Annotated in this window: 18 protein-coding genes and 1 tRNA gene; 7 read left to right on the top strand and 12 right to left on the bottom strand. The window is 64.8% G+C overall.

Annotated elements, in window-relative coordinates; genetic code table 11:
• Nucleotides 1-23 precede the first annotated feature (23 nt).
• Nucleotides 24-1496, top strand: a complete 1473-nt coding sequence (locus tag CHB97_RS02595) for an SLC5 family protein (protein WP_089286359.1) — start codon at nucleotides 24-26, stop codon at nucleotides 1494-1496.
• 74 nt (nucleotides 1497-1570) lie between these two features.
• On the opposite strand, the gene galA is transcribed toward CHB97_RS02595, so the two are convergent.
• The 3 genes from galA to CHB97_RS02580 form a co-directional block, all read right to left on the bottom strand.
• Nucleotides 1571-4447, bottom strand: coding sequence for a beta-galactosidase GalA (gene galA / locus CHB97_RS02590; protein WP_200819775.1), 2877 nt, complete (start codon nucleotides 4445-4447; stop codon nucleotides 1571-1573).
• Between the two features lie 137 nt (nucleotides 4448-4584).
• A complete protein-coding gene (locus CHB97_RS02585) occupies nucleotides 4585-5463 on the bottom strand; it encodes a 5'-nucleotidase, lipoprotein e(P4) family (protein ID WP_160105499.1) in 879 nt (292 codons plus the stop codon).
• 68 nt (nucleotides 5464-5531) lie between these two features.
• A complete protein-coding gene (locus CHB97_RS02580) occupies nucleotides 5532-6416 on the bottom strand; it encodes a LysR substrate-binding domain-containing protein (RefSeq protein WP_089286357.1) in 885 nt (294 codons plus the stop codon).
• Nucleotides 6417-6528: 112 nt separating this feature from the next.
• Here CHB97_RS02580 and CHB97_RS02575 point away from each other — a divergent pair, with 112 nt between their 5' ends.
• The gene (locus tag CHB97_RS02575; RefSeq protein WP_089286356.1) at nucleotides 6529-7524 is read left to right on the top strand and encodes a YeiH family protein; all 996 of its coding nucleotides are present in this window, start codon (nucleotides 6529-6531) and stop codon (nucleotides 7522-7524) included.
• Between the two features lie 15 nt (nucleotides 7525-7539).
• Here CHB97_RS02575 and hemN read toward each other — a convergent pair whose 3' ends face one another.
• The gene (gene hemN, locus CHB97_RS02570) at nucleotides 7540-8904 is read right to left on the bottom strand and encodes an oxygen-independent coproporphyrinogen III oxidase (RefSeq protein ID WP_089286355.1); all 1365 of its coding nucleotides are present in this window, start codon (nucleotides 8902-8904) and stop codon (nucleotides 7540-7542) included.
• Nucleotides 8905-9040: 136 nt separating this feature from the next.
• On the opposite strand from hemN, the gene CHB97_RS02565 reads away from it, so the two are divergent.
• Nucleotides 9041-9676 (top strand): ribonuclease HII, encoded by a 636-nt coding sequence (locus CHB97_RS02565; protein ID WP_089286861.1) that lies wholly within the window; start codon nucleotides 9041-9043, stop codon nucleotides 9674-9676.
• Nucleotides 9677-9769: 93 nt separating this feature from the next.
• Nucleotides 9770-10861, top strand: a complete 1092-nt coding sequence (locus tag CHB97_RS02560) for a site-specific DNA-methyltransferase (protein WP_089286354.1) — start codon at nucleotides 9770-9772, stop codon at nucleotides 10859-10861.
• Between the two features lie 39 nt (nucleotides 10862-10900).
• Here the strand turns inward: CHB97_RS02560 and CHB97_RS02555 are convergent, their stop codons facing one another.
• The gene (locus tag CHB97_RS02555) at nucleotides 10901-11671 is read right to left on the bottom strand and encodes a tRNA1(Val) (adenine(37)-N6)-methyltransferase (RefSeq protein ID WP_244559352.1); all 771 of its coding nucleotides are present in this window, start codon (nucleotides 11669-11671) and stop codon (nucleotides 10901-10903) included.
• A gap of 2 nt (nucleotides 11672-11673) precedes the next feature.
• The gene (locus CHB97_RS02550; protein WP_089286353.1) at nucleotides 11674-11892 is read right to left on the bottom strand and encodes a DUF2007 domain-containing protein; all 219 of its coding nucleotides are present in this window, start codon (nucleotides 11890-11892) and stop codon (nucleotides 11674-11676) included.
• Between the two features lie 175 nt (nucleotides 11893-12067).
• On the opposite strand from CHB97_RS02550, the gene CHB97_RS02545 reads away from it, so the two are divergent.
• Both CHB97_RS02545 and CHB97_RS02540 read left to right on the top strand, forming a co-directional pair.
• Nucleotides 12068-13090, top strand: coding sequence for a polyprenyl synthetase family protein (locus CHB97_RS02545; RefSeq protein WP_089286352.1), 1023 nt, complete (start codon nucleotides 12068-12070; stop codon nucleotides 13088-13090).
• Nucleotides 13091-13324: 234 nt separating this feature from the next.
• Nucleotides 13325-13401: transfer RNA gene (locus CHB97_RS02540), tRNA-Pro, on the top strand.
• Nucleotides 13402-13661: 260 nt separating this feature from the next.
• Here CHB97_RS02540 and CHB97_RS02535 read toward each other — a convergent pair.
• Both CHB97_RS02535 and CHB97_RS02530 read right to left on the bottom strand, forming a co-directional pair.
• Nucleotides 13662-16151, bottom strand: a complete 2490-nt coding sequence (locus tag CHB97_RS02535; protein ID WP_160105497.1) for an ATP-binding protein — start codon at nucleotides 16149-16151, stop codon at nucleotides 13662-13664.
• Nucleotides 16152-16686: 535 nt separating this feature from the next.
• Nucleotides 16687-18495, bottom strand: a complete 1809-nt coding sequence (locus CHB97_RS02530; RefSeq protein ID WP_089286350.1) for an SAM-dependent methyltransferase — start codon at nucleotides 18493-18495, stop codon at nucleotides 16687-16689.
• 192 nt (nucleotides 18496-18687) lie between these two features.
• On the opposite strand from CHB97_RS02530, the gene mobA reads away from it, so the two are divergent.
• Entirely contained in the window at nucleotides 18688-19332 is a 645-nt protein-coding gene (mobA, locus tag CHB97_RS02525) for a molybdenum cofactor guanylyltransferase MobA (RefSeq protein ID WP_089286349.1), read from the top strand.
• A gap of 3 nt (nucleotides 19333-19335) precedes the next feature.
• Here the strand turns inward: mobA and CHB97_RS02520 are convergent, their stop codons facing one another.
• The 4 genes from CHB97_RS02520 to CHB97_RS02505 are packed head-to-tail and all read right to left on the bottom strand — an operon-like array spanning nucleotide 19336 to nucleotide 26311.
• Complete coding sequence (locus CHB97_RS02520) at nucleotides 19336-19875, bottom strand: cyclic nucleotide-binding domain-containing protein (RefSeq protein ID WP_089286348.1); 540 nt, start codon at nucleotides 19873-19875, stop codon at nucleotides 19336-19338.
• 45 nt (nucleotides 19876-19920) lie between these two features.
• Nucleotides 19921-22848, bottom strand: a complete 2928-nt coding sequence (locus tag CHB97_RS02515; protein WP_089286347.1) for an NHLP bacteriocin export ABC transporter permease/ATPase subunit — start codon at nucleotides 22846-22848, stop codon at nucleotides 19921-19923.
• Nucleotides 22845-25058 (bottom strand): NHLP family bacteriocin export ABC transporter peptidase/permease/ATPase subunit, encoded by a 2214-nt coding sequence (locus CHB97_RS02510; RefSeq protein ID WP_089286346.1) that lies wholly within the window; start codon nucleotides 25056-25058, stop codon nucleotides 22845-22847. Before CHB97_RS02510 ends, CHB97_RS02515 begins: the two co-directional genes overlap by 4 nt.
• Nucleotides 25055-26311: an NHLP bacteriocin system secretion protein gene (locus CHB97_RS02505; protein ID WP_089286345.1), complete on the bottom strand. Its 1257-nt coding sequence runs from the start codon at nucleotides 26309-26311 to the stop codon at nucleotides 25055-25057. The genes CHB97_RS02510 and CHB97_RS02505 overlap by 4 nt, the downstream gene beginning before the upstream one ends.
• Nucleotides 26312-26490: the final 179 nt, after the last annotated feature.

Here is a 26490-nt window from a genome sequence, read left to right as displayed (position 1 = left end):
CGGAACAAAAGGATCGGGAGGATATGGAATTACCCTTGCTGCAAGTCGGCATTGCCGCGGCCCTGACGGCCCTGGTCGCCGGCGGGACTGTATGGAAATGCCGCCGGGCCAAGATCCACAGCAGCGACGGCAACCAGGAATTCTTCCTGGCCGGCCGTGGCCTCAGCTGGTTCTTCATCGCCGGATCGATCACCATCACCAACCTGTCGGCTGAACAGCTGGTGGGCATGAATGGCAACCAGATGGCCCTGCTGGCCTGGTGGGAGCTGGCGGCGGTGGTCGGCCTGTCGATCCTGGCCCTGGTCTTCCTCCCGATCTATTACCGATATAATTGTACCACCACCACCGAACTGCTGGAAAAGAAGTACAATAACAAGTCGATCCGCAGCACGATCGGCGGCCTGTTCATGCTGGGCAATATTCTGATCTACATGCCCATCATGCTGTACAGCAGTTCACTGTTCTTGAAATCCATGTTCGGGTTGCAGGTACCGATCCTGTTGATTTCCGCTATCCTGGCGGTTGCCGGATCGGCCTTCGCCATTCTGGGCGGCCTGCGCGCCGTGGCGGTGGCCGACACCTATTCCGGTGTGCTGCTGCTGTCCATGGGCACGCTGGTGGTGTTCCTGGCGCTGGCCGCCATCGGTTGGGATTTTTCCGGCATCCCGCCGGAACGCCTGTCGATGATCGGCGGCAATGACAGCCCCATTCCCTGGCATACCCTGCTGACCGGCATGGTGTTCATCCAGATTTACTATTGGTCCACCAACCAGACCATCACCCAGCGCGCCATGGCCGCCCCCACCCTGCGGGAGGCGCAGAAGGGCGTGCTGGCCGCCGCCGCCGTGCGGCTGGCGATCATCCCGCCGATGGTGGTGATTCCCGGTATCGTCTCCTACAAGCTCTATGGGCAGATCGGTGACCATGCCTATGGCCAGATCGCCGGGGCCTTGCTGCCGGAATATCTGACCGGCATCTTCGCCGCCGCCCTGGTCACGGCCATGCTGGCGCATTTCGCCTCTGTGCTGAACAGCACGGCCGCCCTTTACGTCTGCGACCTGCATGAAAAATACATCAATCCCCACCCGGCCAATGTGCCGGTGCTGAGCGGGGTGGCCAGCGTAATCTTCGTGCTGATCGCCGTGGCCCTGGTGCCGGTCTATACTGACGCGCAGAGCATCATCAATCTGGTGCAGCAGTTGAACGGCCTGTTGTCGATGCCGATCCTGTCGGCCTTCATCGTCGGCCTGCTGTTCCGCAATGTCGATGCCCGCGCCGCCATCCTGGCGGTGGTCTTCGGCGTCGCCCTCTATGCCTATTTCAGCTTCGTCTGGGCACCGCTGCACTATATCCACATGATGTTCATCACGCTCTGGGTGACGGTGGCGTTCTCCCTCACCGTCAATCGGTTCGTGTTCGGCAGGAAGGCGACGTTCATCCTTTCCGGCGGGGCCAAGGAAGTGGCCGGTGCCGCCGCGCAGGCGAACGGGTCATGATCGGGTAAAATATCGGCAGTAAAAAAAGGCGCCACCCCAGCGGGCGGCGCCTTTTCCTTTGTTCAAGCAGGGCTTTACAAAATCCGCACCGCCCCTCCCAGCCCATATTGCTGGCCGGGCTGCACCCGGAACAGCACGGCGATCTTCTGCTTGCCCGTGGCCGGTGGCAGGTCCAGCGACAAGGGTGCCGCTGCCACCTCAGCCCGCCCGCCGATCCGGCGGCCATTGGCGAAGACCTCCACCGCCCCCGTCACCTTGTCGAACACCAGCGTGCCGCCCGCCTTCTGAATGCCGGCATAGGGTTCGATGGTGATGGCGCACATGACATAGACATCCCGATCCGGTGCCGGCAGCAGGCTGCCGCTGCGATAGGGCGACCAGGAATTCATATCATTGTCGGCCAGCCCCACCATCGGGTCCAGCGGCGTGGCCGACCAGGGCGACACCCGCCAGCGGCCCAGCGTGAAGATATTGCGCTCAAACACCGGCTGATAGGCCGGCCCCAGATCGGGTTTGATCGCGATGCTCAACTTGGCCGGTTTCAGCCCATCCGCCTCCGCTGACAGGCGCAGCGTGCCGGACGTGCCCGCATTGCTCTGCACAATCACCTGCGCCAGCCCGTTGAAGGCCGACCGGCGGTCGCCCTTTTCCGGTTCGATGGAATTGGGGTCGCCATTACCCAGGCCGATGATCCGGCCCTCTTCGATGGCAAAGCGGATCATCGGCTTGGCATCGGGCACCACCCGCCCTGCCCCATCCACCACTTCCACCCGGATCGGCTGGGCGTCGATGCCATCCCCGGCCAGTTGCGGACGGTCAGCCACCAGCCGCAGCGCCTTGGCCGGACCGGTGGTTTCCACCACGGCCTTGGCGACCTGGCGCCCGCCGGTAAAGCCCAGCGCCTCCAGCTTGCCCGGCTGATAGGGTACCTGGAACCAATTCATTTCCAGCCAGTCGCCCTTCTGCCGGCCCAGGCTCTTGCCATTAAGGCGTAGTTCCACTTCTTCCACATTGCTCATCACCATGACACGGATGGGTTGCCCCTCCTGCCCCGGCCAGTTCCAATGTGGGGCGATGGCCAGCACCGGGCGGTCATCCACCCATTGCGCCTGATGGATATGGAAGGCCGTCTTCTCAAACCCGCACAGATCCATGATGCCAAAGAAGGAACTGTTGGACGGCCAGGTGTGCGGCGTCGGTTCCCCATGATAATCAAACCCGGTCCAGACAAAGCCGCCGGCGACGAAATCGCGGCTGGCGATTTCCTTCCAGGCCTTGCGGTGTGTGGCTCCCCAGGGGGCCGCCTCATCATCATAGGAACTGGCGATATGGCGTTCCTTATCGGTGATGAATTCGCCGCGTGTGGAAAAGGCGGATGTATCCTCCGATGACAGCATCGGCTTGGCTGGATTGGCCTTGTGGAAGGCGTCATAATCCTTGGGCTGATAATTGAAGCCCACCACATCCACCGCCTGGGAGACATTGATCTTGGTGAACAGGCCGCCATTCATGGCCGCCGTCACCGGGCGCGTCGGGTCCAGTTCGCGCACGACATCGGCCATGCGCATCACCATCTCATAGCCCGCTTCCGTGCCCTGCATCGGCTCTTCATTGAACACGGACCAGAGGATGATGCTGGGATGGTTGCGGTGCGCCCGCACCAGCCATTCCAACTGCGCCATCTGGTCGGGTGAGGGATTGAAACAGCGGTTTTCATCCATCACCAGCAGGCCCAGCCGGTCGCACAGCCGGTAAAATTCCGGGTCTTGGGCATTATGCGAACAGCGGATGGCGTTGCAGCCCAGTTCCTTCAGCCGCCGCAATCGGAATTCCAGCAAGCCATAGGGAATGGCCGTGCCGACGCCGGCATGGTCCTGATGGATGCAGACACCCTTCAGCTTCACCGGCCGGTCATTGAGGAAGAAACCCTTCTCGGCGTCAAAGCGCTGGGTGCGGAAACCGATTTCCGTCTCCACCTCATCCGTCAGCGCGCCATTTTCCCACAGCCGGGTCGCCACAGTGTAAAGGGCGGGCGTCTCCAGGCTCCAGAGCTGCGGATTGGCCAGCTGCATCGGGGCGGACAGGGTGATGCTGTCAAAATCGGTGATGCTGCCCGTCGCCTCCGACCGGGCGACGATTTTGCCGTCCGGCCCGGTCAGCTCCGCCGTCAGGCGCACCGGCATGGTGCGCTTGGCGCTGGAATTGACCTGGACGGTCAACGGGATCGTCCAGCCATCGCCCTGCTTCACCGGATGGGCGGAAACGCCATCGGTGGCAATATGCACCGGCGCCCGCTTGACGATGCGGACATTGCGGTAAATGCCCCCGCCCTCATACCACCAGCCCTCCATGGACTGCGCATCCACCCGCACCACCAGCGAGTTGCCGGCATTGCCATAGGTGATGAAGGGCGTCAGATCGATATTGACGGCGCTATAGCCGCTCCAGCTACGGCGCACCAGGGTGCCGTTGAACCAGATGGTGGCATAGGTGGAGATGCCATCCAGTTGCAGTTCAATATGCCGGCCCCGGTCGCTTTCATCAAAGCGCAGGGTGGTGCGGTACCAGGCATAGCCGCGCGGGCGGTAGCCCTGGGAGACATTGGCCTTTTCGCTGTGCCGCTGAAAGCTGACAAAATCATGCGGCAGCTCCACCGCCGCCCAACCGGTATCATCATAGGCCGGCGACGCCGCCCCGAAGGAGATGCCAGCCTTGGCATTCTCATAGGTTTCTTCGTGGCTCAGCAGTTCGGGGAACGGAATATCGCCTTCATGGAAACGCCAGCCGCGATTGAGCGAAAGGATCTGCCGGGGCCCGAGGGCCACGGCCATCGGCGCCTTCGGGCTGCTGGCCAGGGCGTTGCCCGTGCCAGCCAGGTGCCCCAGCAAACCGGATAATGGTGCCGCGGCGACAGCCGCCCCCGTGCCCATCAGGAAGTGCCGCCGATGCATGTTTCCTCCATTTTGTCTGATTTATAATTTGTCATATAAATTAGCCAAAAATGGAAGGGGACGCAACGCCATTGGCTCACAGAAACAATGGCGTCGCCAGCACTACATAGACAATTCCGGTAAAGCCCCTGCCCCCGTCACTCCACCCGCAGCGCGTTGGTCACCGGTTCCTTGATGCTGTCATACCAAGCCCCATAGGTGGGGTTGGGAATGACGATCCAGCGGGTTTCCCACAGGGATTTATAGCGGGCGGCGATGGCGGCCCGTTCATCGGGGCCCTGCTGGCGGGTGACGGTCAGCATATCGCTCAACTGATCGCCAAAGGACATGACGATCCGGTTGGTCTTCGCCACCTCCTGGCGGCGGCTGGCCTTGTCGCTGGGCCAGCCATTCTGGCCCTTCAGCATCAGGTCGGCCGGCGCCACGTCACCAAAGCCAGCCGTTTTCAGGTTGACCAGCGTGTCGGCATGTTGCGGGCAGGCATCGCCGGGGGCCGTCGGGCGCGGCTTGCATTCACGGTTGGTGATGAAGACAACCCGCACCTTATTGCGGCGCAGTTCGGCCACGAAATCCACCGCACCCGGCATCGGCGTGGCGCGGCGTTCACCGACCCACTGGTCCCAGGTGGCCAGATTGAAATCACGCTCGCCCTTCAGGATGGCGCGGGCCATGTGGGGGCTGTTGTCCAGCACCGTCTCATCCACATCAAAAATGGCGGCCGGCGGCTTGCCCGCCCCGCCATCGGCCTGCTCCAGCGCCGCCGAGCCGGGCGCGGACAGGGCCGCCGGCAGCTTGATCTTCGCCAGGGCATAAGATTGTTCGGACAGGCGCTTGAATTCTTCCGACCGCTGCATGAACAGGGTGGCGATCAAGCGCGGATCATCCAGCGGGCCGGGGGCCGCCTGCGCCACGGGCGGCGGCGGGGCCGGAACGCGCGCATGGTCATTCACATGGATGGAACAGGCGGAGAGCGCCACAGCAGCACTCGCCAGGGTCAGCAGGGTGATGGATCGCATTTTATGACACTTCGGTGACATTGTTTCCGGCCCGCACAATGCCCAGCACTCCCGCCCCTGTCCACCCGCTATCCGGCCTGTAACAGGTCGCTGAATGCCTGCACCGCGCGGGTACGATAGCGTTCCCGATGCTGGATCAGGCTGAAACGCCGGGCCGGCAGGCTGGGGCCGACGGCGGCCAGCCTGCCGGCCGCGATCAGCGGCGCCACCACATGCACCGACAGCGCCGCCGCCCCGGCACCCGCCTGCACCGCCGCACAGACAGCCTCGTTCGAGGGTAATTCCAGCGCCACCGTCAGCCGTTCCAGCGTCAGCCCCAGCCGGGGTAAGGCGGCGGTAAAGGCGGCACGGGTGCCGGAACCGGGTTCGCGCATCACCCAGGCGGTGCTGGCGGGGTCGAACGCGATCCCCGCCACATGCGGCCCGACCCAGGGGTGACCGGGGGCAACCACGATGGTCAACCGGTCATCCGTCACGGGCGTCACCTGCAAGGCAGCATCAGCCACATCGCCTTCCACCACACCCAGTTCGGCCTTACCCTCCAACACCCAATGCGCCACCGCATCGGTATTGCCCACGGCCAGATGCGGCTCTACGCCGGGATAAAGCTGGCGGAACCGCACCAGATATCGGGGCAGCCAATATGACGCCACCGTCTGGCTGGCACCGATGGACAGGCTGCCACTTTTCAAGCCGGCGAGATCGGCCAGCACCTGTTCGGCTGCCTGCACCCGCGCCAGCACGCCCGCCGCCTCCCCCTGAAAGGCACGACCCGCCGGGGTCAGTTCCACCCGACGCCCCACCCGATGCAACAAGATGACGCCGTGCCGTTCCTCCAGCGCACGGATGGCAGCACTGACGGCGGATTGCGTCAGATGCAACGCCTCAGCCGCGCGGGTCACATGCTCCCGTTCCGCCACCGCCAGGAAGATGCGCAATTGTTCCAGGGTCATGGATCGGCCAATCGTTCGATTTTATCGATTATATCAAGAAATATCATTCGTTGGATTGCTTAAAAGCAGGGGCGCAGGGTGCCGACAGGAAAACGAACCCTGGTCCTGTGCCATGCTGACCCTATCCGCCCGCCCCCTGCCCTTGCCCAGCCTGCCTGGTATGGGTGCCGCTGCCACCGTGGCGCTGGCGGCCCAGGGTCTGCATCATTGGTTGCCGCTGGATGCGCTGATCCTGGCCATCCTGATCGGGGCCGGCATCCGCAGTGTGAGGCCGCGGATGCCGGGGCTGGAAGCCGGCATCCATCTGGCGGCAAAGCGCCCCCTGGAACTGGCGGTGATGCTGCTGGGTGCCACGCTGGACAGCCGCGCCATGCTGGCCGCCGGGCCGCTGCTGCTGGGCGGCATCGCCCTGCTGGTGGGGCTGTCGCTGCTGATCGGTTACGGCATCGGGCGGGGCTGCGGGCTGGGGCACAGGCTGGCCCTGCTGGTGGCCTGCGGCAATTCCATCTGCGGCAACAGCGCCATCGCTGCCGCCGCCCCCGTGGTTGCCGCCTCTGAACAGGAGGTGGCGGCGGCATTGACCTTCACCGCCCTGCTGGGCATTGGCGCGGTCCTGCTGCTGCCACTGGCCCTGTTTCTGCCGGGGATGGGGGAATTGCGTTATGGCGTGCTGGCGGGGCTGACCGTCTATGCCGTGCCACAGGTGGCCGCCGCCACGGCACTGACCGGCCCGCTCAGCCTGCATATGGCCACCCTGGTGAAGCTGGCGCGGGTGGTGATGCTGGGGCCGGTCAGCCTGGGCCTGACGCTGCTGCATCGCCGCCACAACCTGCCCAGCCAGGGCCGCCCGGCGCTGCTGCCCTGGTTCATCATCGGCTTCGCCGCCCTGGCCGGGCTGCGCGCCGCCGGTCTGGTGCCGGAGGGGCTGGCCGCCCCGCTGGGCGAAGGTGCGCACCTGCTGACCCTGTGGGCCATGGCAGCGCTGGGGCTTTCCATCAACCTGCGGGGTCTGGCCCAGGGCGGCGGCCGGGTACTGGCCGCCGCATCCCTGTCATTACTGGCGCTGGTGGGGCTGGCCCTGGGCCTGATCTGGCTCGTGCAGCCCTGACCCCGCGCCCCTTTATCAAATCGCCTTGCTGTGTCGCCCGCCCTCCGGGTCCAGATGGGCGTCGAACAGGGCAGCCACGCTGCGCACCAGGGGGCGGGCGCTTTCCGGCACGCTGATCCGGTGGCCATGCAGTTCCGCCACCCCATCGGCCAACAGCGCCGATAGGGCCGGCCCCTCCGGCATGATGCTGTCCGGGTGAAGGCCATGTTCAGCCGCCAGTTCGGCCAGATCGACGCTGAAATGGCACATCAGCCGTTCGATCAGGGCCGCGCGCATCCGGTCATCCAGGGTCATGCGATATCCGCGCGCCACCGCCAGCCCGGTATCCTCCACCGATTTCATATAGGCCGGAACCGGCAGCACATTGGCGACATAGCCCTGCGGCAGCCGCCCGATGGCCGACGCACCAAAACCCAGCAGCGCATCCGCCGCATCGGTGGTATAGCCCTGGAAATTGCGCTTCAGCGTGCCGCTTGCGGCGGCCAGCGCGATGGGATCATCCGGTTTGGCAAAATGGTCCAGGCCGATACGGACATAGCCTTCATCCAGCAAGGTCTGCTCAATGGCCAAATTCTGCGCCATGCGCGCGTCGGCATCGGGCAGATCCGCCTCGTTGATACGGGCCTGATGCGCCTTGAAGCCCGGCATATGGGCATAGCCGAAGATCGACAGCCGGTCAGGCGACAGCGCCACCGCCTGGCGCACCGTATCAACGCAACTCGCCACCGTCTGGCGCGGCAGACCATAGATCAGGTCCAGATTGATGGCCTGGATGCCGGCCCCCCGCAACCCTTCCACCGCCGCACGGGTCAGGCCCGGCGGCTGGATACGGTTGATGGCCGCCTGCACCGCCGGATCAAAGCTCTGCACCCCCAGCGAGGCGCGGGTGAAACCGGTATCGCCCAGCGCCTGGATCATCTCCGGCAGCAAGGTACGCGGGTCGATCTCCACCGCCAGTTCGGCATCGGGCGCGATATTGAACCGCGTGCGCATCTCCGCCATCAGCGACCGCATGGCGTCGGCCGGCATCAAGGTCGGGGTGCCGCCGCCGAAATGCACATGCCGCACCGACGGCCCACCCTGTTCGCCCTGCGGCAGCAGGGCGGCCACGGCGCGCATTTCCGTCGTCATCGCCGCCAGATAGGCCCAGACGGGATCTTCATGGCGGACGACGCTGGTATGGCAGCCGCAATACCAGCACATGGTCCGGCAGAAGGGCACATGCAGGTAAAGCGACAGGGTGGACATTGGGTCCAGCCGCCCCAGCCAGCCGCGATAAGTCTCCGACGTCACCGACGGCGTGAAATGCGGGGAGGCCGGGTAGGAGGTATACCGGGGAACCCGCTGGTGACGATATTTGGCGACGAGATCGGGATGCATGATGGGCCCTGACAGCGAGGGAACGATTGTGGCCGTACCATGCGCCCGCCGACATATCCGCGCTTTGATCCAGCGCAATCGCCATCCAAAACCAAGCCCCCTTGCGCCCGCCGTGCGGTTCTGCGACACCAGCGCCATGCCTGACCTGTCCCATGAAATCCGCCTCGGCCATGCCGAAACCTTCCCCGTCTGCGGCGTTGACGAGGCCGGGCGCGGCCCGCTGGCCGGCCCCGTGGTCGCCGCCGCCGTGCTGCTGCCCTGTGGCGGCGGCATCCCGGACTGGTGCGCCGGCATTGATGACAGCAAGGTGGTGAAACAGGCCAAGCGCGAAGCCCTGTTCGCGCTGATCTGCCAGAACGCCCCCTATGGTGTCGGCATTGCCAGCGTGGCGGAGATTGATGAGATCAATATTCTGCAGGCCACCTTCCTGGCCATGCGCCGCGCCGTGGAGGGTTTGGCGGCGATGACCGGCAAAATGCCCGCCTTAGCGCTGGTGGATGGCAATCAGCGCCCGCCCCTGCCCTGTGCCGTGCAAACATTGGTGGACGGTGATGCATTATCGCTGTCCATCGCCGCCGCCTCCATCATCGCCAAGGTGACGCGGGACAAGATGATGGGGCAGTTGGCGCTGGAATACCCCGGATATGGTTGGGAACGGAACCAAGGTTACGGAACAGCACAACACCGGGCGGCCATTAAAACACTGGGTGCGACCCCCCATCACCGCCGTTCATTTGCACCTGTTTCCCAACAATTGGCCTTAACTCTCTGACTCTTCTGACTCTTCAGAAAAATTCCAGTTGACGGCGACTCGGGGCCGAATCATTGTCGGCGAAAATGAACTCCCGATTCGGCGGCAAATACCATGCGTGAAACCCTGACAACCAACCGGATTCTCGTCGGCGACTGTGTGCAGTTGATGCGGGACATGCCCGCCGGCTCTGTTGATATGGTTTTTGCCGATCCGCCCTATAACCTGCAACTGAATGGCGATCTGCTGCGCCCCAACCACACGCGTGTGGATGGGGTGGATGAGGAATGGGACCGGTTCCAGGATTTTGAAACCTATGACCGTTTTACCCGCGACTGGCTGTCGGCCGCCCGGCATACGCTGAAGGATGATGGCACCCTGTGGGTGATTGGCAGCTATCACAATATTTTCCGCGTCGGCAGCATTTTGCAGGATCTGGGTTTCTGGGTGCTGAACGACATTATCTGGCGCAAATCCAACCCGATGCCCAATTTCAAGGGCCGCCGTTTCGCCAATGCCCATGAAACCATGATCTGGGCGTCCAAATCCAAGGACAGCAAATATTACTTCGCCTATGAGGCGATGAAGGCGCTGAACGAGGATTTGCAGATGCGCAGCGACTGGACGCTGCCACTCTGCACCGGGTCGGAACGGCTGCGCGACGAGACGGGGCAGAAGGCGCACCCGACGCAGAAGCCGGAATCCCTGCTGTTCCGCGTGCTGATGGCCTCCACCAAGGTGGATGATGTGGTGCTGGACCCGTTCTTCGGCACCGGCACCACCGGGGCGGTGGCCAAGCGCCTGCGCCGCCGCTGGATCGGGCTGGAGCGGGAGCATAATTATGCCCGCCTCGCCAACCAGCGCATTGCGGCGGTGGAAGAAGTGGCCGAGCCGGAATTGCTGGAAGTCACCTCCAAGCGCACACAGCCGCGCGTGCCGTTCGGCAACCTGATCGAACGCGGCTATCTGAAGCCCGGCACCATGCTGTTCGACAATCGCCGCCGCCATATCGCCAAGGTGCGCGCCGACGGCACCCTGGTGGCGCAGAACCATCTGGGGGAACATAAGGGGTCGATCCACAAGGTGGGTGCCGCCATGCAGGGCCTGCCCGCCTGCAATGGCTGGACCTTCTGGCATTTCCAGAAAGAAGGCTCGCTGGCCCCCATCGATGTGCTGCGCCAGCAGGTGATCAGCGAAAAGCATTGAGGGTTCGGGGGTGGGCCGACCAAGCGGCCCGCCCCCTGTTCACACCAGCGGTAGCGGCGCGGCATCGCGCAGGATCGCCTCTGTTTCCGACGTATAGGTCTGGCCCTGCCCATGCAGCACCAGACCGGGCAGCAGGCGCAGGGGTGATTTCCGGTCGCGCCGCCCCTGCACGATCACCCGCTTGGCCGCCACCCCGGCACGGGGCCAGAGCGGCAGCACGGCGATATCGCCAAACCGCCCCTCCATCAGCGCCAGCAGGCTGGCCAGCCGTTCGGCGGGGAAAATCACCGTCAGGCTGCCGCCACTTTTCAACAGGCGCAACGCCGCCTGGATGAAGCCAGCCAGATCGCCCGCCCCTTCCCCATGGCTGGTGGCCTTGCCGGCATCGGGGGAGGCGCTGTGCCGCCCCGTCTCCCAGAAGGGCGGGTTGGTCATCACACGATCGAAACTGTTGGGCACCAGCCCGGCGGCGGCAATATCCGCCACGTCCCCCTGCACCACGCGGGCCCGGTCGGCCCAGCCGCCGGCCGCAATGCCAGCCCCGGCCCAGCGCGCCGCGTCGGCCTGGATTTCCAGCCCGGTCAGCCCCACGGCGGGGCAGCGTGCCGCCAGACACAATAACGCCGCCCCAGCCCCGCAGCCCAGGTCCAGCACCTGCTGCCCCGGTTCGGCCGGCACAGCCGCCGCCAGCAGTACCGGATCAATGGCCGCGCGATAGCCCTTCTCCGGCAGATACAGCGTCACCCGCCCGCCCAGCAGGGCGACGGGAGCGGCATCCACTACATCTATATATATGTCACGCCCGGTCACGGTCAGCCTTCCACCCCGGCCAGCCCGGCGGCGCGCAATAAATCCCGCGCTTCGGTCGCATCCTCATCCGCGACACAAAGCCGCCGGGGGATGGCCCCGATGGAGCCTTCCAGGGCGGCGGTATGCTGGTCCAGCAGCACACAGGCGATCTCCGAATCAGCCAACAGCGCCTGGGCGAAAGCCAGGGCCACCGGGTCATTGCTGCGCAAGATGATGTCCATTCCCTCTCCATCATGTTCAGCCCGGCACTGCTGCGCCGCAGTTTCAGGGCGGTCATGCCCTTATCGGTGCGTGCGCGGGCTTGACCCTGCGGTCTCCCCCGCTATGCTCCCCTGCCATAAGGGGTCCGTCAATCGCGGGCCTGTTTCCGCTTGTCTGGTATGGAGTATCCGACCCGTGGCCACCGTGACCACCCTTGATTCCAAGCGGCGCAAGCCGGGCTCGGATGCGCTCGACAAGCTGGTGTCGCTGGTCAGCGACGATCTGGCCGCCGTGAATGAGCTGATCATCGCCCGGATGCAGTCCCCTGTGGCGTTGATCCCGCAGCTGGCCGGCTATCTGATCGCCAGCGGCGGCAAGCGCCTGCGCCCGGTGCTGACGCTGGCCGCCGCCAACCTGTGCGGTTACAAGGGCGACCGGCACAAGGCGCTGGCCGCCTGTGTGGAATTCCTGCACACGGCCACCCTGCTGCATGATGATGTGGTGGATGAAAGCGATCTGCGCCGGGGTCAGGCCAGCGCCAATGCCGTGTTCGGCAATAAATCCTCCGTGCTGGTCGGTGATTTCCTGTTCGCCCGCGCCTTCCAGGTGATGGTGGAAGATGGGTCGCTGGATGTGCTGCGCATCCTGTCCACCGCATCGGCCGTGATCGCCGAGGGGGAGGTGCTGCAGCTCACCACCACCAACGACACGGAAACCAGCGAAGAAGCCTATCTGGAGGTCATCAAGGCGAAGACGGCGGAACTGTTCGCCGCCGCCTGCCGCATCGGCGCCGTGGTGGCCGACCGCAAGGGGGCGGAGGAAGAGGCGCTGCGCAGCTTCGGCATGAATCTGGGCATCGCCTTCCAGCTGGTGGATGACGTGCTGGATTATTCCGCCGTGCAGGCCCGCCTGGGCAAGAATATCGGCGACGATTTCCGCGAGGGCAAGATCACCCTGCCCGTCGTCCTGGCCTTCCGCCGCGGCGATGAGGAGGAGCGGGGCTTCTGGCGCCGCACCATGGAGGAGATGGACCAGCAGGAGGGCGACCTGGACCGCGCCATCGCCCTGATGGCCAAGCACAATACCCTGCATGACAGTGTGGAACGGGCCCGCCATTACGCCGCCATGGCCCGCGATGCGCTGGGTCTGTTCCCGACCAGCCCGGTGAAGCAGTCCCTGCTGGAGGTACTGGATTTCGTGGTCGACCGCGACTATTGATCCCCCGACAGATCGGTTCGAGAGGGTGCAAGGCCGGGCATTTGCCCGGCCTTTTTCTTTGTGTTTCAGGCACTTGAACACGCAATGCTGCCATGCGCACCCCCTTTGTCAAAAAACCTGCATCTAGTGCTTGCCATGCTCCGTCGATAGCGCTATACACCCGCCCACGCCACGGGGCGCCGACGACGCGACAGCGAAACGGCAGCCGGTAAAACGGTCCAGTGGCGATAGTGACGGAGTATAGCTCAGCCTGGTAGAGCGCTGCTTTCGGGAGGCAGAGGCCGGAGGTTCGAATCCTCTTACTCCGACCAATAAGAAGCCGGTTTCGACAATGTCGAAACCGGCTTCTTTGTTTTCGGTATTAACCGCGCGGGAGCAGCCCCCTCTTGGCATCCCTGCACGGCACCAGGGACAGCTGGCGTTCAGACTTGATCCTGGCGGTGACAGCGAGGCGGACGCCGCTGGATCAGCGGGCTTGCGGCTCTTCAGCCCCAACCAGGGCCGGCAATGTACCAGGCACCGCAAGCGGCCTCCCCCAGAAGGTGGGCCGCGCCCCTGACAGGGGCGACATTCACCGGATGGGCACGGTAGTGACCACGGAAGCCTCTACCGGGTAGACCGCACGGGGACGGCCAAACCGGGGTAATTCACGGGGGATGACGATGGTGGCCGTCGTGCCGTTACCTGGCTGGCTTTGGATATGGATGCTTCCACCCAACCGCTGGGTCACCTGATTATAGGCGACATGCAGTCCCAGCCCCATATGGCCGGCGGCGCGGTTGGTGGTGAAGAACGGATCGAAGACATGGGCCTGCACATCAGCCGCCATGCCCTCCCCCTCATCCGCGATGATGATTTCCACCTTGTCGCCGTTGATCTCCCGCGCCTTCACCCGGACGGGGCCCGCGCGATCCGGGCCATAGGCATGGTCGGCAATATTGGCCAGAAGGTTGGTGATGGTCTGCGCCAGGGCACCTGGATAGGTGTCCATCTGGATGAGATCGATATCCAGGCTGATCTGGCTGCCGCTGCCCGTCAGCTTGGCCTTCATCAGATTGGCGATTTCCCGAAGATAATCCCCCAGGTCAAAGACACGGCGGTCATCGCTGCCGCGATCGACCGCGACCTCCTTGAAGCTGCGGATCATGTCGGAGGCGCGCACAACATTGCGCTGGGCCAGGGAAGAAAGCTCAAGCCCGGTCTGCAGATGTTCAGTCAGATTGGAGCGGGTAAGGCCACCATTACCCAACGATTCCTGAAGGGCGCGAATATTGTCATGCAACAGCGATATGGCGGACAGGGTAACGCCCAGCGGCGTATTCACCTCGTGCGCCACACCGGCAACCAATTGCCCTAGGGCCGCCATCTTTTCCTGCTGCACTAGCCGGTGCAGCGCTTCCCGCAGGTCGCCGACCGCCCGTTCCAGCTGATCATAGGTCTCTGCATTGGACAGGGCGATGGCGCTGTAGGCGCAGAGGGTCCGGAAGATCCGCCGCTCCCGCGTTCCATAGGCATCGGCCTGATCACTCTGCACGGAAATGATCCCCAGCACCCGATCCCCAATGGTGAGCGGCCGTACCAGCACCGTATGCATCGCCCGCGTACCCGGCACCTGGGCCGGCGGCCGGCCATCCTGCGCGCACGATAGAATTTCCCGATTCTCGCGGGCGCAACGCGCCACCAGACTATCGGCAGATAGCGCTACCAGCCGCGGGTCTAGTCGCCGACCATCTTCCACCCGGTACCGGACATCGACAATCTGCCGATCCTCATCCACCAGCCCGATGGAGAGGAAGTCAGCGGGCATCAATTCCGTGATATGGCCATAGATGGTCTTGAAGACGCCTTCATAATCCAGCCTGGCGGTAATTTCCTGCCCGACCTGCCCCAGCCGTTCCAGAATCTGGTTCGCCTCATCCAGGGTGGCGGCACGGGCCGCCTCTGATCGGGCCAATTCCCGGTGATGCTCTGCATCGGCCTTGGCCCGCGCCGTATCGAAACGCACCTGCATGGCCAGGATACGGGCGCCATTCTGCTGGTCGAAATTGCGTTGCCAGCTGTCCCGCGCCCGCCGTTCGTAATGCAGCGCCGTCTGATATTCGCCAATGGCTTCGTAATCGCGGGCCAGCTCGCTCAACAAGTCGGACTGGATGACAAACCCGTCCAACCGGTCCCCCACCGACACAGCCCGCTGCAGCGTTGCAATCGACTGCTCCAGGCACGGCCCCGCATCGGCACGCTGGATTTCCGCCAATGCCTGTAAGGCCCGGATCTCCAGATAGGGCCGCTTGGCTTCCGCCGCTTCATGGCAGGTGGACAGGGCCAGTTCCCGCGCATCATCCGACCGGGCCAACCGATGCAGGGCCAGCGCCTTGCTGATCCGGCTGGAAAGCCGGATATCATCCTGCTCCAGTTGCCCGGCGACCTTTTGGGCCCGGTCAAACAAGCCGAGCGCCTTTTCTTCCTGACCGATTTGCAGCAGCAGATTGCCATGCGCGTTATAAAAAATCACATGCCGCCGGCTGCTATGGAATCGCTCCAGATAAAGGGTTGCCTGATCAAAATAGCTCTGCGCGCGGTCAAAATCCTTCAGGCTGGTTGTTGTCTCGGCCAGTGAAGCCAAGCTGATGCCCAAAGCCAGGGGCCAGCCCACAGATGACGCAATACTATAGGATTTCTCCTTCCATTCCATCGCCGTCGGCAGATCGAACAGATTGGCATAGGCTGCACCGATGCTGTTCGCCAATTGAACAGCAAGCCAATTGGCGTGCAAGGTCAGGGCCAGATCAAACGCCTCTGTCAGCGCCTTGATCGCCTGCGGAAAACGGCCGAACTGGAAGGCAATGCCCCCCTGATAGCCCTTGGCATACATGGCAGCGGCCGGATTATCGGCCCCAAAATCATCGGTGATGATCCCCGCCCAATGCTCCAGCGCAGACGACGCATTGCCATACTGGCTTTGATAAGCCATACGCGCCAGCGCCAGCGCCTCACGCCTTGGGTCACCTGCCTTACGATAGAAATCCAGGGCATCTTGCGATTGGGCATTCGCTTCAGCCATACGACCGCACATCAAATGCAGGTCCGCCAGGGACAGGCAGACATCACCCAAACCGACATAATCCGATAGCTGGGCGAAGCCTCGCCGCGCAGTTTCGTACAATTCAAGCGAATCGTCAGGAGCCTGATTGAGGCGAATAATTTCCGCCGCGATCAAGGTCATCCGGTGTGACCAGCCCCCCGGCAAAAGGGACGGACGTGTGGCCAGCGATGCATGAAGTTCCAGTATATCTTCCAGGAAGGTCTTCTTTTCATGACGCATGTACCAAGCCAGCGCTGCCACCTCCAAGCACACAGATGCATCACCACGGGCCCGCGACCGCAGGGCCGATAACTCGGAAATATCGATAGATTCTTTATAAAACTCAGGAATGGAGTCCGGCATCACATGGCTCCTGATCATAATATTTGACGTCATGCGATGCCGTAACCCCGCCACCAAACAACATGCCGCCCAGGTCTACCCGGTTATTTTCCAGGTAGACCTTTGCGTACCATCTTAATGCAGAGAAAAGAGGGACGCGAGCGGCTTCCTATCAGACCGAAACATGCTCTTCGGTTGCGTCATGTTCTTCGGTCGCGATGTGCTCTTCGGAAGCGTCATGCTCTTCCGTCGCGATGTGCTCCTCGGAAGCGTCATGCTCTTCCGTCGCGATATGCTCCTCGGTCGCGACATGCTCTTCCGTCGCGATGTGCTCCTCGGAAGCGTCATGCTCTTCCGTCGCGATATGCTCCTCGGTCGCGACATGCTCTTCCGTCGCGATGTGCTCCTCGGAAGCGTCATGCTCTTCCGTCGCGACATGTTCCTCGGTCGCGACATGTTCCTCGGTCGCGATGTGCTCCTCGGAAGCGTCATGCTCTTCCGTCGCGACATGTTCCTCGGTCGCGACATGTTCCTCGGTCGCGATGTGCTCCTCGGAAGCGTCATGCTCTTCCGTCGCGACATGTTCCTCGGTCGCGACATGTTCCTCGGTCGCGACATGCTCTTCCGTCGCGATATGCTCCTCGGAAGCGTCATGCTCTTCCGTCGCGATGTGCTCCTCGGAAGCGTCGTGCTCTTCTGTCGCGATGTGCTCCTCGGAAGCGTCATGCTCTTCCGTCGCAATGTGTTCCTCGGAAGCGTCGTGCTCTTCCGTCGCGATGTGCTCCTCGGAAGCGTCGTGCTCTTCGGTGGCATCCGCAGCCTTGGGTGCGGTCGCCACGCCGGCAGGCGCCAGTTCAGCGGCCGCCAGGTCGCGGGAATATTCCACCTGCAAGCTGACGGCGTGCAGGGCAGAGAAGCTGCGCTTTACCAGCGCCGCCTTTTCACTGTCGGTCAGGCCATTGAAAATGCTGACAAACAGGGCAGGATTTTCCCGATAGGCATCCGTGGAACCAGGATTGACCGCCAGTTGGGACAGCACGCGATAGAGACCACGGCCGGTGGACCGTTCCTGGCCGCCAACCGGTTCACGATCCAGACGGGCGATCGCTTCGATCTCGAAGCTGCCATAATCGCCTTCCCGCTTGCTGCGCGTCGGCGTCATCCCCAGCTTTTCCGCCATTTCCGGGATGATGGGCAGAATCTCCAGCGGGGGCAGATACAGGCTGGCGAAGGAATGAACCGTCGCCTGCACCTTGGGGTCACGATAGTCCTTCAGGGGGCGACGGGTGATCTGGCTATCGGTGCCGGGGAAGGTGGCGCCGACATAGAGATATGACGGGTGATCCTCGCCATAAAGCTCGATCAGCCGGTCGAACAGGATGCCGCGCTTGTGATTCTTAAAGCCCTTGGAGGTGTAGGAGACATCCCCCACCGAGCCCACCTGCAACAGCACGACATGGCCGGAAGTGACCACCTGCCGGCCCCGCAGCAGCATGTCGGAGGCTTCCAGAATCTGGCAGCCATTGACGGACGGGTCGATGCGCAGATCGGCAAACAGGTAATCGGTGGAGGAAATGCCCGGCAGCATCTGCGTCCGGTGGCCTTCCTTGCGGGCGATGGTCAAAGCCCGCCGGGCCGGGGAGACAAAGAAGCCGGGATGACCGTAGAAGACGGCCGTCACCCGCTTGCCCTGCCGAACCTCGCGCAGGATCACTTCCGCCATCTGCACATAGGTGACGAGGCGGCGCTTATTCTCCCCATAATGCAGAGAGAGATTATAGGCGCTGGGGTTGAGATCGCGGATGAAAGCCGCCGTCACACCATCTGGAACCGCATAGAAAACCGCGTCAGCCTCCCGGATATGGCCGATCGCTTCCTGGGTCATGTGGGCAATGGACCGGATACCGGTGCCGACCACGGTGAGGCTACCGTGGGAAAGGCCGGCGGCGAGCGGCTTCGACACGTCGATGGAATTAGGCATGTTCCTGTTTCCCCTGCGTACGATATGGCTGTGGTGTGGATGGTGCGGGCCCCTGACGCCCTTGGCCAAAGGCGGTACGACTTTAGCGTATTCTTAACCATTTCGCATGTCGGTAAATTAGAGAGAGTGCGTTTTGCCCACAGCCTTAACAAGAATGTCGTAAAGCCGCGCGGAGGCGAGGGGAGAGGGAAAATGGCAGCAGAGACAGGCATCATCGGGGCCATCCTGGCCGGCGGGCAGGGTCGGCGGATGGGGGGCGACAAGCCGTTGACCGGGCTGGCCGGTCGCCCCCTGCTGGCCCATGTCGCCCGCCGGCTGGCCCCGCAGGTGGGCCGACTGGTGCTGAATGCCAATGGCGATCCGGCCCGCTTTGCCGGGATTGCGGAACTGCAGGGGCTGCCGGTGGTGCCCGATACGGCACCGGACCAGCCGGGGCCGCTGGCCGGCCTGCTGGCGGTGCTGGAATGGGCAGCGCGGATGCAGCCGGCCGCCCGGCATGTTCTCAGCGTGCCGGCCGATTGCCCCTTTCTGCCGCACGATCTGGCCAGCCGGCTGGCGCTGGCGGCGGGCGATGGGGTGGCGCTGGCGCGCACGGCGGCGGCCGATGGCAGTGCACACAGCCATCCGGTGGTCGGCCTGTGGCCGCTGACGCTGCGCGATGATCTGCGCACGGCCCTGCTGGTGGAAGGGCAGCGCCGGGTCGGCCAATGGGCGGCCCGGCACCGGCCGACCTTTGTCGACTGGCCGGACACGCCGCTGGACCCGTTTCTGAACGTGAACACCCCGGACGATCTGGCCGCCGCAGAGCGGCTGCTGGCTGTCCATCCGGGGAACTGAGGGTTACGCGGCCTGCGACAGGGTTTTCAACAGCCGGTCGAACCGGTCGCCCGCCAGGGAGACGGTATCCAGCAGCCCCTCATCCAGCTCATCGCCCTGGACTTCGTTTTCATCCAGCGCCGCCCCTTCGCCATAGCCCATGCGGCGCACGGTGCTGCGCAACCGGTCGGCCAGGAACAGGGCGATGGCGCGATAAAAGCGCATGGCAAAGCCGGTATCGCGGGCCAGTTCCCGCGCCAGCAACTGCTTTTCCAGCATCAGCACCGCCCCCGCCGTGGCGGCGGCGACAGAGGCCGAGGGCGGGGCGCTGTCCACGAAGGAGAGTTCGCCGATGATCTCCCCCGCGCCCAGGCTGGCGACGGCGCCGATACCCTTCACCGTCACCTCCATGCGGCCATCCAGCACGATGAACAGGTGTGGCGAGGGCTCCCCCTGCCGCACCAGCAGATCACCGGGCGCCACCATGCGGCGGCGGCCATGCCGGGCCATCCAATCCACATCCATATCGTCCAACTGACCCAGGATATAGAGCACCTTGCGCATGGGATTTCCTTACCAATGTGATGGGGTTCGGGGGAACGGGTCTCGTCACAGCATCTGTCGGCGGGCGAGTGCGGCGAACACGCCATCCTGGGCGATCAGGTCGGCAAAGCGGCCCTGTTCCACCAGCCGGCCGCGTTCGATCACCAGGATGCGGTCCACCCGTTCGATGGTGGAGAGGCGATGCGCGATCATCACCCGCGTCACATCCAGCTTTTCCAGGGACCGCATCACGGCGGCCTGGGTGCGGTTGTCCAAGGCGCTGGTCGCCTCATCCAGCAGCAGCAGACGGGGCTGGCGCACCAGGGCGCGGGCGATCATCAGGCGCTGGCGCTGCCCGCCGGACAGGGTGCCCCCGCCCTCCGTCAGCACCGTATGCATCCCCATCGGCATGGCCTTGATATCGTCGGCCAGATCGACCTGACGCGCCGCCGCCCAGGCATCTTCCAGCCGGGCGGCAGAGGCACCGACGATATTGTCCAGGATGGAACCGCCCATCAGCCGCCCATTCTGCAACACGGTGCCGATCTGCCGGCGCACGCTGTCGGGCGTCAGCCGGCTCATCGGGCGGCCATCGAAGAACAGCTCGCCGGCCTGGGGCCGGTCCAGCCCCAGCAGCAGGCGCAGGATGGTGGATTTGCCCCCGCCGGACGGGCCGACAATGGCGACAAATTCCCCCGGCCGGATGCTGAAGGACAAATTATCCAGCACCGGCGGCAGTTCGGGCGCATAGCTGAAACTGACGCCGGAAAACTCCACCCCGCCGCCCAGCCGCCCGGCATCTTCCCCATCGGCCACATCATCCAGCGGGCTTTCCAGCAGCGGGCGGGACCGTTCCCAGATGGGGAACACCCCCAGCAGCCGGGTCAGCGTGCCCACCAACTGGGTCATCGCCCCCTGGAACTGGCCAAAGGCGGTGAAAAAGGCGATGAAGCCACCGGCCTGCATGGCGGTGGCACCGCCACCCCCCTCCACCCCCGCCAGGGCCTGCACCGCCTGTTCGGCCATCACGCCCTTGGCGATCAGCACCACGCCGGCCATCAGCGCCACCGTGGAAAGCGGGCCGAAGGCCGCCTGGAACACGGTCTGCATCCGGGCCAGCCGCTGGCCGGCAATATCGAACCGGCGTTGCGCGCCATAGCGGCGCATCCAGAACATGATGGCGCGGTCCACCGCCGCCGCCACCTTCAACTTGGCCACCCCGGTGATGAATTGCAGCACCAGCCCTTCGGCAATGCCACGGGTGCGCGCCTCCTGCCGTTCATGGCGCAATTGCAGCAGGCTTAACCCCACCGTCACCGACAAGGACAGGGCCACCAGCAGCAAGGCCACCAGGGCCAGCTTCACCGAATAGAAGAACAACATGCCTAAGCTGACCAGCGACATCACCCCGCCCAGCAGGCTGGACAGGGCGGCACCGGCCAGCATCTCCCGGATGGTGGCGATGCCCATGGCGCGGTCGGCCAGATCGCCCACCGTATAACGTTTGAAGAACCCCGCCGGCAGCCGCAGCAGCCGGTCAATCACAGCGGCGTGCATTTTCAGATCGATGCCGCTTTGCAGCCGCAGCACCGCATGGGTTTTGCTGTAATCCAGGGCAGCCGAACTGATGGCCGCCACCACCAGGGCCAGCACCAGCAGGAAAAGCTGATCACCCGCCGCGGTGGGTACGATCTTGTCCACGATCAGGCCACTGGCCACCGGCGTCAACAGGCCGATCAGCGCCACGCCCAGCGCCAGCAGCGTAATGGCCAGCCGTTCCCGCCCGGTGCCATGCAGGCCCAGACGGATCATGTCGCCCAGCCCCACCGGGCGCGATGGCAGGGCGGCATAGATCGCCTGGGCCTGCGGGTTCAGCTTTTCCGCCAGGGCGGCATCCACCGGCTGCGATGTGCCGGCCAGCGCATCCCACAGCACATAGCCATTGCCCTGCGGCAGCAGGGCGACGGGGCGGTCCCCCTCGGCCAGCCGCGCCACCATGGGCAGGCCCGTCTGCCGCCACCAACCCAGCCGCAGCAGCACGCCACGCTGGCGCAGCCGGGCGGCGGCAAGCGCCTGGGCCAGATCGGGCGGATGGCCATCCTTGCCAGCATGGGCGGGGGGCGGCAGTTCCAACCCCAGCGACTGGGCAATGCGGCGGACCAAGGCGCCCGCCTCCCAACCCGGTAGAACCCGTTCCGGGGCGGCCAGCCGGCTGCCCGGCTGGATCAGGTCCACCAGCGTGCCAAACGCCGCCTCCATGCCCTGGCGGGACAGTTCGCCCCGCTGGCGGGCCTGGGCCGTTTCATCTGCGGCACGCGCATCCAATGCCTGGGCAATCTGGCGCGGCAGGGCGGCATGGGCGGCCGCCAAGGCGGGGGCCAGCAACCCGGTATCGGCCAGTTCCCGGCTGGTGCCCAGCGCAATGCGCGCCGTGCCATCGGCGGAGACCCAGCGCCCCGCCACCAGCGGCACCGGCACCTCCCGCACCCCCGCCCCATCGGGCAGCGCCAGCAAGCCTTCCTCCCGCACCAGCCACAGGCAACCCTGGCCGGGCTGGATGGCGGCGACGTCCCCCGCCGCCAGGTCATGCCGGCCAGGGGCCAGGATGCTGGCGGTCTTGGCCGGCGGTGGGGCCGGCGGCAGGATGGCGCGCAGCCAATGGTCGATATCGGCCAGCGCCGGCGCGTCGCCCAGCGCTTCCACCTGCGCGCCCAGCCCGCCCACCGCGATCAGGCCCAAGCCATCCCCGCGATCATCCAGGGCGCGCGGTACTGGCCAGAAACAATCCCCGGCGGACAGGCGGGCCACGGCGCGGCGGCGGCCGACATGCCGGCCGTCGCGCATCGCCACGGCGAACAGATCGACAAAGCCGGCCACCACGCGCAGCGGCTCCGCCATCTCCCCCAGGCACAAGGGCTGATCGGCGCGCAGCGGCTGCGGCAGGCGGGTGACGCGGGAAACGGGGTCCAGCGGGCGGGAAGATGGGATGCTCATGCACCCTCCGCATTCAACAGGGCGGCATAGGGGCCGCCTTCGGCCACCAGGGAAGCATGGTTGCCCCGCTGCACCACCCGCCCACGCTCCAGTACGATGATTTCGTCACAGTCGCGGATGGTGGACAGCCGGTGCGCAATGATCAGGCAGGTGCAGCCCCGGCGGCGGATATTGTCGTCGATGGCTTTTTCCGTCACCGGGTCCAGCGCCGCCGTCGCCTCATCCAGCACCAGAATGGCCGGATCGCGCAGCAGGGCGCGGGCGATTTCCAACCGCTGGCGCTGCCCGCCGGAGAAGTTCAGGCCACCTTCCAGCACCGCGCTGTCATAATGGCCGGGGCGCAGGCTGATTTCGGCGTGGATTTCCGCATCCTTCAGCGCCTGGGTCAGGGCGGCTTCCGGCACGGTGGCATCCCACAGGGTCAGGTTGTCGCGCACCGTGCCGCCGAACAGAAAGACATCCTGATCGACATAGGCCACCGTCTGGGCGAACAGGTCGGGCGGGATATCATCCAGCGCCACGCCATCGATCAAAATCTCCCCGCCCCAGGGCCGCAGCAGGCGGCAGACCATGCGGCCCACGGTGGATTTACCGCTGCCAGAGGCACCGACCAGCGCCACGCGCCGCCCCGGCTCCACCACCAGCGACAAATCTTCCACCAGCGGCGGGTCACACGGGCTGTAGCCAAAGGAAATGTCCCGCAGTTCCAGCCGGCCCGACAGCCGTTCCGGCAAGGCGGTAAGGGGCCGTGGCGCTTCAGCCACGGCCACAGTGCCGCCAGCCCCCACCACATCGGCGATGCGGTCCAGATCGCCCCGGATGGTCTGCAACTGTCCGGCCAGAGTGACCAGCCCGTTGATCGGCGTGGTGAAGCTGACCATCAGCGCCTGAATCGCCACCAGCGATCCCACGGTCAGGCTGCCATCAATCACCCGCCAGCCGCCAACCCCCAGCAGGGCGGCGGTGGACAGGGCCGTCAGCAATGTGGGGATCACCCCCAGCGACACATCCAGCCGGCCCAACGCCTGACCGGTGGCCAGCAGGCGGGCCTGATACCCGCTCCATTTTCCGAAAACATCGCCTTCCAGCCCGCCGACCTTGATGCTTTCAATCCCGCCGATCAGCATGGCGGTGGCACCCATCAGCTTGCCTTCCTCCGCCGCACGGTTGCGGCTGAGGTCCACCCGGCGGCGTTCGGCCAGTTTCAGCACGGCGATATTGCCCAGCACCAGCGCCACGGCGATCAAGGCCAGCAGCGGGTCATAGGCGGCCATGGCCAGCCCATAGAACAGCACGGCGGTCAGGTTGAAAATATTGGTGGCCAAGCTGCCCGACAGCAGTTCGGCCACCTGATCCACCGCCGCCGCCCGGTTGGCCAGATCGCCCGCCATGCGCTGGTTGAAGAAATGCATGGGCCGGGCCAGCAGATTGAACAGGTAGCGCGTGGCCAGCGTCAAAGCCAGCTTGGTGCGCAACAGGGTCAATTGCCGCTGCTGGAAATATGTCAGCAACCCTTGCATGGTGCCGGCCAGCGCCACGCCCAGGCAAAGCGGGGCCACCCAATCCTGCCGCTGGTTGACCAGCACGGCATCGATGAAGGTCTTGGACAGGCCTGGCAGCACAATGCCCGGCAGCACCAGCAGCATGGAAAAGCCGGCGATCACCGCCAGCGGCCCCCAGGAATGGGTCAGATGCCCCTTGATCTGGTCCCAGATACGGGGGCGCTGCCCGCCGGGGCGGAAGTTCTCATTGGGGCTGAAGGCCAGCACCACGCCGGTAAAGGCCTCGTCCAGTTCCCCCAGCGGCAGCCGGCGCGGGCCGGATGCCGGATCGTTGATATAGGCCCAGCCATCGCGGATGCCTTCCAGCACCACATAATGGTTGAAGTTCCAATGGATGATGGCGGGCACCGGCAGGTCCGGCAACTGCGCCGGTTCCTTACGGAACCCCTTGGCGGTGAAGCCGAAGGTACGGGCCGCACGCAGCAGGTTGGAGGCCTTGGACCCGTCGCGCGAGACGCCGCAGGCCAGGCGCAATTCCTCCAGCGGCACCCACAGCCCATGATGGGCCAGCACCATGGCCAGACAGGCCGCCCCGCATTCCACCGATTCCATCTGCAGGATGGTGGGCACCCTGGCGCGGCGGGCACCGGGCTTGCGCTTGGCCGCTGCCTTGTCCGGCGCTGGCTGTTTCTCCGGCGACTGGCTCATGGTTCAGTGCCCAGCAGCTTGCGGAAGAAGGGCAGCACCAGTTCCACCGGGCGTTGGCGGCGCACGGTGATTTCGGCGGCCACCAGCGTGCCGCTGGTCAGCGCGATATCCGGCCCCTGGCCCGAGGTCCAGCGGAAGCCGGACGGGGTGTCGGCCGGGATCAGGTCCACCCGCGCCTCATAGGGGGCCCCCTTCTTGGTGAAGTCGCGCACCAGCCCTTCATTCTGCACCACGGCGGCCATGCCGCCTTCGGTGGCGGGATAGGCGGAGATGCTGGAAACCCGGCCAATCAGGGTGCCGAATTCCTCCTTCTTCACCATGGCGGGGGCGATGCGCACCTCCATCCCCGGTGCCACGCGCTTGCCGTCGGCGGTGGGGATGTACAGCACCGCTTGCAGCGACTGGCCGGTGCTTTCCACATTCACCACCGGCGTGCCGGCGGAAATCAGGGTGCCCTGGCCCACCTTCACCTCTGTCACCCGCCCGCTGGCCGGGGCCCGCACGACAGAGGTGGTTTGCAACTGCAATTCCAGCTCCCCGATGCGGCGCTTCAGATCGGCAATGCCGGTTTCCAGTTGGGCACGCTCCCGCTCCTGCTCCATTTTCATCTGGACGGTCTGGGCATCCAGATTGATCTGTTCGGCGCGGTTTTCCGCCAAGGCGCGCTGCGCCTCCTCCAGCGCCTGCTGCACCTCCTGCACCTGGGCGGCGGTGACATAGCCCTGTTTCAACAGGTCGCGCCGGCCCGCCAGTTGCTGTTCCAGAAAGCGGATACGGCTCATGGCGCTGTCGGCGGCCTGGTTCAGGGCGGTGCGGCGCTGGTCCAGGTTGCGGCGGCGGACATCCGCCTCCCCCGCCAGACCCTGGGTGCGCTTATCCAGTTCCGCCTGCTTTTCAGCCAGTTGCGCACGGGCGTTCTTCAGCGACAATTCGGTTTCCGGCTGGGTCAGGCTGGCCAGCGGCTGGCCTTCCGTCACCATGTCACCCACGGCCACGCGCACGCCGGCCAGCGTGCCGCTGGCACTGGCCATGGCCGGCAGCACGCGGCCGCCTTGCGTCACCAACAACCCCTGGCCGGGGGCTTCGGTGGGGATGGTGCCGGCGAATCCCCAGCCGATCACTGCCGCCGCCGCCAGCAGCAGCCCGCCCAGAGCAACACGCGCGCGGATATCGACAATGCCGCAGGCAAGGTCCAACTGTTCGGGCGAGGCGATCCGATCCAGCGCCGCCTTCCGGAATATCTGCACCGACATTACGCGCGTCCTACATCCTGCCGCCCGCGGGGCGGTTTCTTATTGGCTACCAAACATGATGCGGCGGTGCGATGGAAGGGGCAGTACCCCCCAGAAAGGTTAACAAGCCCCCTTCCTCAATGGTGGTTGAACTTGTGTGTTAGCGGCTTGCTGCCAGGGGTCGCCCGCCGGTTAATGGC

It is taken from the genome of Azospirillum sp. RU38E (genome assembly GCF_900188385.1).
Lineage (GTDB): Bacteria > Pseudomonadota > Alphaproteobacteria > Azospirillales > Azospirillaceae > Niveispirillum.
The sequence above is the reverse complement of the archived record's forward strand: the minus strand, read 5'-3'. Positions and strand labels throughout refer to the sequence as shown.